The 9,416-nt window shown below is 63.2% G+C and carries 10 protein-coding genes; 1 reads left to right on the forward strand and 9 read right to left on the reverse strand.

Features of this window, described 5'->3' with window-relative positions:
• Window positions 1-27: 27 nt before the first annotated feature.
• From FXV83_RS37195 to FXV83_RS43270, 9 genes are all read right to left on the reverse strand, one after another.
• Window positions 28-1,200, reverse strand: a complete 1,173-nt coding sequence (locus FXV83_RS37195; protein WP_148744679.1) for a phosphoserine transaminase — start codon at window positions 1,198-1,200, stop codon at window positions 28-30.
• Window positions 1,201-1,279: 79 nt separating this feature from the next.
• A complete protein-coding gene (locus tag FXV83_RS37200) occupies window positions 1,280-1,471 on the reverse strand; it encodes a hypothetical protein (RefSeq protein WP_235940528.1) in 192 nt (63 codons plus the stop codon).
• Between the two features lie 173 nt (window positions 1,472-1,644).
• Window positions 1,645-2,109, reverse strand: coding sequence for a GNAT family N-acetyltransferase (locus FXV83_RS37205; RefSeq protein WP_148744683.1), 465 nt, complete (start codon window positions 2,107-2,109; stop codon window positions 1,645-1,647).
• A gap of 16 nt (window positions 2,110-2,125) precedes the next feature.
• Window positions 2,126-2,716, reverse strand: coding sequence for a glutathione S-transferase family protein (locus tag FXV83_RS37210; protein ID WP_148744685.1), 591 nt, complete (start codon window positions 2,714-2,716; stop codon window positions 2,126-2,128).
• Between the two features lie 75 nt (window positions 2,717-2,791).
• A complete protein-coding gene (locus FXV83_RS37215; protein ID WP_187436431.1) occupies window positions 2,792-3,616 on the reverse strand; it encodes an outer membrane protein in 825 nt (274 codons plus the stop codon).
• Between the two features lie 169 nt (window positions 3,617-3,785).
• Window positions 3,786-4,661 (reverse strand): outer membrane protein, encoded by an 876-nt coding sequence (locus FXV83_RS37220; protein WP_148744687.1) that lies wholly within the window; start codon window positions 4,659-4,661, stop codon window positions 3,786-3,788.
• 224 nt (window positions 4,662-4,885) lie between these two features.
• Window positions 4,886-6,145 carry an MFS transporter gene (locus FXV83_RS37225; protein WP_187436429.1) on the reverse strand — a complete coding sequence of 420 codons (1,260 nt, stop codon included), beginning with the start codon at window positions 6,143-6,145 and terminating at the stop codon, window positions 4,886-4,888.
• A 262-nt stretch (window positions 6,146-6,407) separates the two neighbouring features.
• Window positions 6,408-7,751 carry a phosphoglucosamine mutase gene (gene glmM / locus FXV83_RS37230; RefSeq protein ID WP_148744691.1) on the reverse strand — a complete coding sequence of 448 codons (1,344 nt, stop codon included), beginning with the start codon at window positions 7,749-7,751 and terminating at the stop codon, window positions 6,408-6,410.
• A 222-nt stretch (window positions 7,752-7,973) separates the two neighbouring features.
• The gene (locus tag FXV83_RS43270) at window positions 7,974-8,141 is read right to left on the reverse strand and encodes a hypothetical protein (protein WP_187436430.1); all 168 of its coding nucleotides are present in this window, start codon (window positions 8,139-8,141) and stop codon (window positions 7,974-7,976) included.
• A gap of 116 nt (window positions 8,142-8,257) precedes the next feature.
• Here FXV83_RS43270 and FXV83_RS37235 point away from each other — a divergent pair, with 116 nt between their 5' ends.
• A complete protein-coding gene (locus tag FXV83_RS37235) occupies window positions 8,258-9,394 on the forward strand; it encodes an alpha-hydroxy acid oxidase (protein ID WP_148744693.1) in 1,137 nt (378 codons plus the stop codon).
• The last annotated feature ends 22 nt before the right edge of the window (window positions 9,395-9,416 follow it).

The following is a 9,416-nucleotide window of genomic DNA, read 5'->3' on the forward strand; positions in this document are numbered from 1 at the left end:
CTCCCCCTCCAGGGGAGGGTCAGAACCTCACGCCGCCTTGGGCAACGCGGCCTTGGTCTCGGCAAAGGCCCAGTCGATCCACTGCGTGAGAAGCTCGACGTCCCTGGCCTCGACAGTGGCGCCGCACCAGATGCGCAGGCCGGCCGGGGCATCGCGGTAGTACGCGAAGTCGTATCCTGCGCCTTCCTTTTCGACCAGTGCAACCAGCTTCTTGCAGAAGTCGGCTTGCGCATCCACCGGCAGCGAAGTGATCGCGGGATCCGTGAACTTCAGGCACACCGAGGTGTTGGAGCGGATCGATGCGTCCTTGGCGAGGAAGTCGATCCACGGCGTCTTCGCTTTCCAGTCGGCCAGCGCCTTGGTGTTGGCGTCGGCGCGCGCGATCAGGGCCTTGAGGCCGCCGATCGATTTGGCCCAGTTCAGCGCGTCGAGATAGTCCTCGACACAGAGCATCGACGGCGTGTTGATGGTCTCGCCGACGAAGATGCCCTCGTTGATCTTGCCGCCCTTGGTCATGCGGAAGATTTTCGGCAGCGGCCAGGCCGGCTTGTAGGTCTCGAGCCGCTCCACCGCGCGCGGCGAGAGAACCAGCATGCCGTGCGCGGCTTCACCGCCGAGCGCCTTCTGCCAGGAGAAGGTGACGACATCGAGCTTCGCCCAGTCGAGCGACTGCGCAAACGCCGCCGAGGTGGCATCGCAAATGGTCAGGCCTTCGCGGGCAGAGCTGATCCAGTCGGCGTTCGGCACGCGCACGCCCGAGGTGGTGCCGTTCCAGGTGAAGACGACGTCGGACTTCGGATCGACCTTGGACAGATCGGGGATCTCGCCGTAGGCCGCGTTGAGCTTGGTGACGTCCTTGAGCTTCAATTCCTTGACGATGTCGCTGACCCAGCCCTCGCCGAAGGATTCCCAGGCGAGCGTGGTGACGGGCCGCGCTCCCAGCAGCGACCACAGCGCCATCTCGACCGCGCCGGTATCGGAGGCCGGCACGATGCCGATGCGATAATCCGCGGGCACCTCAAGCACTTCGCGCGTCAAATCGATCGCGAGCTTGAGCTTGGTCTTGCCGACCTTCGCGCGATGCGAACGGCCGAGCGCTGCGTCCTTGAGATTTTGGGCGTTCCAGCCGGGGCGCTTGGCGCAGGGGCCGGAGGAGAAGTGCGGCACGGTCGGCCGCGAAGCGGGCTTCGCTACAGTCATCGTCTACCCTTCCAGATAGTAAGCCTCCCGTTGGGGGGAGGTGTCCCGCCGCGGCTGATACGGGAATCGGGTAGGCCAGTCAAGGAAGTTCCGGCGGCTCACGGCGGAGTGACGGCGCTTCCGGTGCGATTTTTGGGGATTCCACCTCGGCAAGCGCATTCAGCAGGTCCGTGGCCTCGCTGATCAATTGCGCGGCTCTGCGGCGGCTGCCGACTTTCAAAATGCATTTGTCATTGGCCTGCACGACGTAGTCGTTGCCGACCTTGATCATCGAATAGCTTGTCATCGAAATCCCCGAACCGACCGAGCTCGGTGTCCGACGCTGCCGTAGCACCGTTCGTTCGCGGTTCAACGTGAACGACGGCTGGGTAGTTTACCGGCTCTTAACATGAACGAATGCGCGATCTGAATTTGCTGATTGCGCAACGGCCGTAAGGGTCTGCCTCAAAAGCGAACAGTCATGCCGACATGACTCGCAGCGAATCCGAGCCGCTTGTAGAAGCGCTGCGCATCGACGCGGCTTGCATGCGTCAGCAGCTCGACCAGATTGCAGCCTCGCGCTTTGGCTTGCGCGATCGCCCATTGCACCAATTGCTCGCCGATGCCGCGGCTGCGGTAATCGGAAGCAACGCGGACATCTTCGAGCAGGCCGCGCAAGCCGCCTTGCGAGCTGATCCCGGGCAGGATCGCCAGTTGCAGGCAGCCGACCACCCTGCCCTCGCTCTCAGCAACCACGAGCTGGAGATTTGAATCGCGCTCGATCCGCTCGAAGGCCTCATAGTAGGAGGCAGGCAGCGGGTCCTCGACCTGCTCGCGGGAGCGCCCGAGATGATCGTCGGCGAGCATTGCCACGATCGCGGCAACATCCTCGCGGCGCGCGCGACGGATGGAGATAGGCTCGGCGTTCATGCTGATGCTCTCGAATTCAACGTGCCGGCGGAAGGCCGAGATTGGCCTCGGCGTCGCCGATCCAGCGGCGGACGGCAGCAAAGCGACCGAGATCGAAGCCGCCTTCATGTGCCACACGCGTATAGGCGAGCAGCGAGACGTCGGCGAGCGAAATCACGTCGCCGGCGAGGAAGCGGCTCACCGCCAGGTGCTGTTCCATGCGGTCGAGCGCCGCATAGCCGCGCTTGACCTTGTCCGGATCGAGCTCGGAGGCGTTCCTGCCGAGATAGACCAGCTGGAAGCGGCACACCGCGATATAGGGTTCGTGGCTGTACTGTTCCCAGAACAGCCATTCGTCCATCTTGGCGGCAGCATATGCGTCGCGCGGAATGAGCGCGCTGTCGCGGGCGAGATAGCGGATGATGGCATTGGACTGGGCCAGCGTGCGGCCGTCATCGAAGGCGACAGTCGGTACCTGCCCCGCGCCGTTCATCTTCAGAAACTGCGGCGTGCGCGTCTCGCCCTTGCGCGTGTCGATCTCGATCCACTGGTAGGGCAGCGCGAGCTTGTCGCAGACCCACTTCACCTTCAGACAATTGCCGGAGTTGCTGTCGCCGTAGATCTTCATCGCCGCCGCCCTGCTTTGGCGACAGAGCATCAGGACGGAAAGCACCTGTCAACCAGCGCAAGGCGAAGCGGTGCGTCAGAACTTGTAGCCGAGACCCGCTCGAACGGTGTTGATACTCGTGTCGATGTTGGTGGTGAAGCGGATGTATTCCCATTCAGCGCGCGCGAACAGCCCGCCGACGAGGTTGACGTCAACGCCAAGACCCGCGGTATAGCCGTAGATCATGTGATTGTGCACGGTATCCGTCGCACTCAGCGGCTGCAGCCTCGTGAATGGCCCCAGGATTGTGGCGCTGACCGCATCCTCTACGAGGACGGTGCGCGATATGTCGGCTTTGCCGAGCGCGAAACCGCCGAACACGTAAGGCAGGAAGCAGCCCCAGGCGTAGGCCGCACGGCCACGGAAAGTCGCCATATCCGAGATTGAGATTCCAGCCGACGATGTCACCTTGACATCGTGGAAAAAACCATCGCTCAGCGCGCTGCCACTGACAAGTTCCTTGGACGCTTGTGAGGTGCCACCGAATGAGCCGTGTAGATAGCTCACCTCGAGGCCGAGGACGACGTCATCCCACTGGCCGTTGTATCCGAAGAAGGCGCCGTAGCCGCTCGACCGGGTCGACTGTCCGCCGAGGCCGAGATTCCAGTTCGCCACGTCCATCTGCTGAATAACATTGTGGTCCAGCAGGGTGTCCAGCATCGTCTTGTTGCTGCCGTTGAAATGTTCGTCCGACGCGCCGTAGCCCGCCTGGCCGCCGACATAGCCGCCTTGCCAATTGACACTGGATTTACTCAGTCCGTCGGTGAACCCTCCGCGCAGGATCGGCAGATCAGGCATATCGGCCGCGTGTGCGGCAGACACCGTCCCCAACATCGCCGCCGCTAACAAAAGCCTACGCATCGCAACGCTCCAAATCGGACTCGAACTTTCGCCGATAATCATCGCCTGTTAACCTTAACCAATGGTTGCGGCGGCGGCTTTCATCACCGGGGCCATGAAAAATACACAAAGCAAAACGGCGCGGGAGCATCCCGCGCCGTTAAGAAGTCTTAAGCGATCGAGCGGTCGATCAGCCCTTGGTGATGAGCGGCGCATGGTAGACCGGCGTCGGCTGATCAAGGTTCCAGCGCACGCCGAGCATCAGGTCATGCGAGGTGATGTCCTTGACCGTAAATGGGCTGCCGTTCACCACGGTGACGCCGTCGAAGGAGTGGGTGGGCCCTGTCACTGCGTCCCCCAGGTTGATGTAGCGGTAAGCCAGGTCCAGCGTCACGTTCGGTGTAACCTTGTAAGCAAGACCAGCGTGCACGGCCCATGCGAGATTCCATTTTCCGGAGTCACCCGCATAGGTGACGCTGCTGCTCTGAACGCCACCGGTCGAGATCACGCCGTCATCGCGGAAGCCGCTGAGGCGATTATATGCGCCGCCGATGCCGGCACCGATATAGGGCGTCACGCACCACCAGGTACCGAGATCTACATATGCGTTGGCCATCACCACCCATTCCGACTTGCTGCCGGAATAATTGTCGACAAGGAACTGGTTGTTGGCGACCGCATAGGCAGAGTTCGCAGGGATGTTCTGCGAACCGTGAAGGTTCGCCTTGCCGCGATATTCGCCGGTGAGATCAGCACGGAACCAGTTGTTAAATTGATAGCCGACGCCAAGCTTGTAGAGGGGAGAGCTGTCGAAGCCGAAACCGTTGTCCTGCAGCGAGCCAGGGAAGCTGGTGTTGACCCTGTCGATGCTCACGCTGTGCAGGCTCTTCATGCTCTGGTTGGTCATGCCGATGTCGCCGCGGAGATACCAGCCGCCGAAGTCGGCGGGCGGGGCCGGCGGCGCGTACATGGGAGGCGGAGCCGCGATCGGCATATCGGCGGCGAACGCCATCGACGAGATCAGGGTTGCCGCACCCGCGGCAAGGAGAGACTTAACGCTACGCATTGGCTTCGTCCTTTTGGCCGGTGAGGCAATACGGCGCCTCACGTTCTGGAAACTCACGGCCCGGACGTTGGCAGCAAATGTTTAAGCGCCGCTTAACCCTAATTTTTAAGGTTGATTTTTTCTCACTGCACACGCGGATGCGCCGCGAGCGTTGCAAAACTGCTGCGCCCGCGCGCCGCAATTGCTAACGATTGATGAAGCCCATCGCGGCGAGAAGGAATGCGTTAACGCGTGTGCCGCGGCAGGCTGGGCAGGAACACCGCAAGCAGCCCGATCGCCGGCAGCCAGGCGCAGACCTGATAGACGAACGCGATCGAGGTGTGGTCGGCGAGCTTGCCGAGCACGGCGGCGCCTAAGCCCCCGATGCCGAACGCGACGCCGAAGAACACGCCGGAGATCATGCCGAAGCGATGCGGCACCAGTTCCTGCGCGAACACGATGATCGACGACGTGGTCGAGGAGATGATCAGGCCGACGATCACGGACAGCACCGCACTGCCGGCAAGCCCGGCATAGGGCAGCGCCAGCGTGAACGGCAGCGCGCCGAGAATCGAGATCCAGATCACGATCTTGCGGCCGAAACGGTCGCCCAAGGGCCCGCCGAGAAATGCACCGACCGCGTTCGCTGCGAGGAAGATGAAGAGATAGATCTGGGCAGTCTGTGTCGACACGCCGAAGCGGTCGATCAGGTAGAAGATGTAGTAGCTCGACAGGCTCGACACGTAGAGCTGTTTTGAGAACAGCAGTGCCACCAGCACGGCCAACACAACGACGACCCGGCGCGAGCTCGGCCCGCCCGGCTGGGTATGAACCGGTGCCGCCTTCCTTGTCGTGATCTGCGGCGCGTACCAGCGGCCGATGCGCCAGAGGATGACGATCGCGAGGAACGCGATCGAGGAGAACCAGGCGATGCTGCCCTGCCCGAACGGCACGACGATGAGCGCGGCCAGCAACGGCCCCATCGACGTGCCGAAGCTGCCGCCGAGCTGGAACACCGACTGCGCAAAACCGTAGCGGCCGCCGGATGCAAGCCGCGCGATGCGCGCGGATTCGGGGTGAAACACCGCCGAGCCGAGACCGACCAGCGCGGCTGCGACGAGGATGACGAGATACTGGTGCGCGGCGCTGAGCAGCAGCAGGCCGAAGAAGGTCGAGGCCATGCCGATCGCCAGCGAATAAGGCTGCGCCTTCTTGTCGGTGTAGTGCCCGACCACCGGCTGGAGCAGCGAAGCCGTGAACTGAAACGCCAGCGTGATCATGCCGATTTGCGCGAAGTCGAGCGCGTAGGTGTCCTTCAGGATCGGATACACCGAAGCGATCAGCGACTGCATGGTGTCGTTGAGGAAGTGCGAGAAACTGATGCCGGCGAGCACGACATAGGCCGGCCCCGCGCCCGGCTTGGCAGCGGCCGTCTTGGTCGCGGCCGGCACGACGGCGACCGGCTCGGTCAGCGTTTCCTCGGAGACGACGACAGGCTTGTTCAAAGGCTCGATCCCGGCAGACGCGGCGAACCGCCGCATCCGCTAGTTACGATGCAAGCAACAGCCGAGCCACCGCCAATCGTCGATGGCTGGGATGCGCCTTGAGCTGCGGGTCCACCTCGGTGAACCCGTCGGGGCCTGCATGGTTCGAGACGCCCGCTTGAGGCGGGCTCCTCACCATGAGGGTCTGAGATTTCGCCGAGCAGCAGACCTCATCCTGAGGGCCCGCCAAAGGCGGGCGTCTCGAAGGATGGGCTGCAGGCGCCTAAGCCGCCGCGTGGCCGAGCGCGGAGACGATGGTGTCGACGACGTCCTCGACCAGGACGCGATCCTCGCCCTCGCCCATGACGCGGATCACGGGCTCGGTGCCGGAGGAGCGGATCAAGAGCCGGCCGTGGCCGTTGAGCCGGTTCTCGCCGTCGGAGATCGCCGATTTGACGTCCTTATCGTCGAGCGGCTTGCCGCCCTTGTGGCGGACGTTCTTGAGGATCTGCGGCAGCGGATCGAAGCGGTGGCAGACCTCGGATACGGGTCGGCGCAGCCTCTGCACCACTGCCAGCACCTGCAAGGCAGCAACAAACCCATCGCCGGTGGTGGCATAATCGGACAGGATGATGTGGCCGGACTGCTCGCCGCCGAGATTGTAGCCGCCGTTCAGCATCTGCTCGAGCACGTAGCGGTCGCCGACCGGCGTGCGCACGAGTTCGAGCCCCTGCCCGTTCAGGAAGCGCTCCAGCCCGAGATTCGACATCACGGTCGCAACGATGCCGGGCCGCGACAGCCGGCCGTCTTCCTTCCAGCTCTGCGCGATCACCGCGAGCAACTGGTCGCCGTCGACGAGATGGCCGCGCTCGTCGACCAGGATGACGCGATCGGCATCGCCATCGAGCGCGACGCCGATGTCGGCGCGCATCTCGCGCACCTTCTTCGACAATGCTTCCGGCGAGGTCGAGCCGCATTCCTTGTTGATGTTGAAGCCGTCCGGCTCCACCCCGATCGGCACCACGTCGGCGCCGAGTTCCCACAGCGCCTCCGGCACCACCTTGTAGGCGGCGCCATTGGCGCAATCGACCACGACGCGCAGGCCGTCGAGCGACAGATCGCGCGGCAGCGTGCGCTTGGCGAATTCGATGTAGCGGTCGTGGACGCCGTCTATGCGGCGGGCGCGTCCCAGGCTGGCGCTCTGCGCCAGCCGCTTGTCCAGCGATTCGTCGAGCAGCAGCTCGATCTGCTTCTCGACGTCGTCGGAGAGCTTGAAGCCTTGCGGGCCGAATAGCTTGATGCCGTTATCCTCGAACAGATTGTGCGAGGCCGAGATCATCACGCCGAGATCGGCGCGCATCGACTTGGTCAGCATCGCAACCGCCGGCGTCGGCATCGGGCCGACCAGCAACACGTCCATGCCGACCGAAGTGAAGCCCGCCACCATGGCATATTCGATCATGTAGCCCGACAGGCGGGTGTCCTTCCCGATCACGACGCGATGGCGGTGGTCGCCGCGCTGAAACGCCAGGCCTGCGGCCTGGCCGACCTTGAGCGCGAGCTCCGGCGTGATCAGTCCGTTGGCGCGGCCCCGAATCCCGTCCGTCCCGAAATATTTGCGGCTCATATCGTCCCCCAGGCAACAACCAGGGATCCCGACTACAACCACGGGATGCCCGAACGGGCCCCGCATCCCTGATTTGCTGAGGGTCTTATAAGGCCATTGCGGCTAACTTGGCTTCAAAAAATATGATGAATCATTACGGAACCGGGGCGGTAGCGGCCCAGATAACTTATTGTTAACATTATATTTCCGGCTCGCCGGCCGGAACGGAGTGGAACCCGCCGCCTAGTCAGTGCGTTTGATGTGGCTGTCCCCAAGGCTTGGCGGCGGCTGGATGACGCTGACGGGATCGGAGCCGGGGAAGGTCTCTTCCAGTCCCTCTTCCAGCGCTTCTTCGAGCCGGAGCTTCTCCTTGATCTCTTCCGGCGTCGGCTGGCTGCGCGGTCTGGTCATGGCGCCCTCCCTGCAGAGGATCTGCAAACGATTTGGCTGTGCGTCCAACCATGGTAGATGACCCCTAAATCTTCCGATGCAAGACTTTTCGATACAAGAGGGGCGGGGAAACGTTCATGAAGCACATCACCTGTATCGACGATCTCCGTACGCTGCATCAGCGCCGCGTGCCGAAGGCGTTCTTCGATTATTGCGACCGCGGCTCCTATGCCGAGGAAACGCTGCGCGCCAACCGCGAGGACATGCAGGCCATCAAGTTTCGCCAGCGCATCCTGGTCGATGTCTCCAAGCGCGATACCGCGACCACCATTCTCGGCGAACCCTCGACCATGCCGCTGATACTCGCGCCCGTGGGCCTGCTGGGCATGCAGCACGGCGACGGCGAGATCCACGCCTGCCGCGCCGCGCAGGCCGCCGGCATCCCGTTCACGCAATCGACGATGTCGATCTGCTCGATCGAGGACATCGCGGCCAGCGTCGAGAAGCCGTTCTGGTTCCAGCTCTACGTGATGAAGGACCGCGGCTTCATCAAGGAGCTGATCCAGCGCGCGATCGCGGCCAAGTGCAGCGCGCTCGTGCTCACCGTCGACCTCCAGGTGATCGGCCAGCGCCATGCCGACATCAAGAACGGCATGACGGTGCCGCCGGAATGGTCACTGTCGAAGCTGATCGATTTCGCGACCAAGCCGGCCTGGGTCTCCGGCGTGCTGCAGGGCAAGCGCCGCACCTTCGGCAATCTCGCCGGTCATCTGAAGATCAGCGACGACATCACGTCGCTGTCGACCTGGATCAACTCGCAGTTCGACACCTCGCTGAACTGGAAGGACATCGACTGGATCCGCAGCATCTGGCCGGGCAAGCTGATTCTGAAGGGCATCCTCGACGTCGAGGACGCCGAGCTTGCCGCCAAGACCGGCGCGCAGGCCCTCGTTGTGTCCAACCATGGCGGCCGCCAGCTCGACGGCGCGCCGTCCTCGATCGAAATGCTGCCCGAAATCGTCGACGCCGTCGGTGAGAGGATGGAGATCATGTTCGACGGCGGCATCCGCTCCGGCCAGGACGTGATGCGCGCGCTCGCGCTCGGAGCAAAGTCCTGCATGATCGGCCGCGCCTATGCCTATGGCCTGGGCGCCGCCGGCCAGGCCGGCGTCGCCAAGGCGATCGACATCATCCAGAAGGAACTGCTCACGACCATGGGCCTGTGCGGCGTCAACCGGATCGACGAGATCGACGATCACGTCATTGCGGAGTAACTTTCGTAGCAACCATTAAAGC

It is taken from the genome of Bradyrhizobium hipponense (assembly GCF_008123965.1).
Lineage (GTDB): Bacteria > Pseudomonadota > Alphaproteobacteria > Rhizobiales > Xanthobacteraceae > Bradyrhizobium > Bradyrhizobium hipponense.

Bases quoted from the DNA above. Each gene is read 5' to 3' on its own strand.
- FXV83_RS37195 (WP_148744679.1), bottom strand. From the start codon at position 1,200: ATGACTGTAGCGAAGCCCGCTTCGCGGCCGACCGTGCCGCACTTCTCC.
- FXV83_RS37200 (WP_235940528.1), bottom strand. From the start codon at position 1,471: ATGATCAAGGTCGGCAACGACTACGTCGTGCAGGCCAATGACAAATGC.
- FXV83_RS37205 (WP_148744683.1), bottom strand. From the start codon at position 2,109: ATGAACGCCGAGCCTATCTCCATCCGTCGCGCGCGCCGCGAGGATGTT.
- FXV83_RS37210 (WP_148744685.1), bottom strand. From the start codon at position 2,716: ATGAAGATCTACGGCGACAGCAACTCCGGCAATTGTCTGAAGGTGAAG.
- FXV83_RS37215 (WP_187436431.1), bottom strand. From the start codon at position 3,616: ATGCGTAGGCTTTTGTTAGCGGCGGCGATGTTGGGGACGGTGTCTGCC.
- FXV83_RS37220 (WP_148744687.1), bottom strand. From the start codon at position 4,661: ATGCGTAGCGTTAAGTCTCTCCTTGCCGCGGGTGCGGCAACCCTGATC.
- glmM (WP_148744691.1), bottom strand. From the start codon at position 7,751: ATGAGCCGCAAATATTTCGGGACGGACGGGATTCGGGGCCGCGCCAAC.
- FXV83_RS43270 (WP_187436430.1), bottom strand. From the start codon at position 8,141: ATGACCAGACCGCGCAGCCAGCCGACGCCGGAAGAGATCAAGGAGAAG.
- FXV83_RS37235 (WP_148744693.1), top strand. From the start codon at position 8,258: ATGAAGCACATCACCTGTATCGACGATCTCCGTACGCTGCATCAGCGC.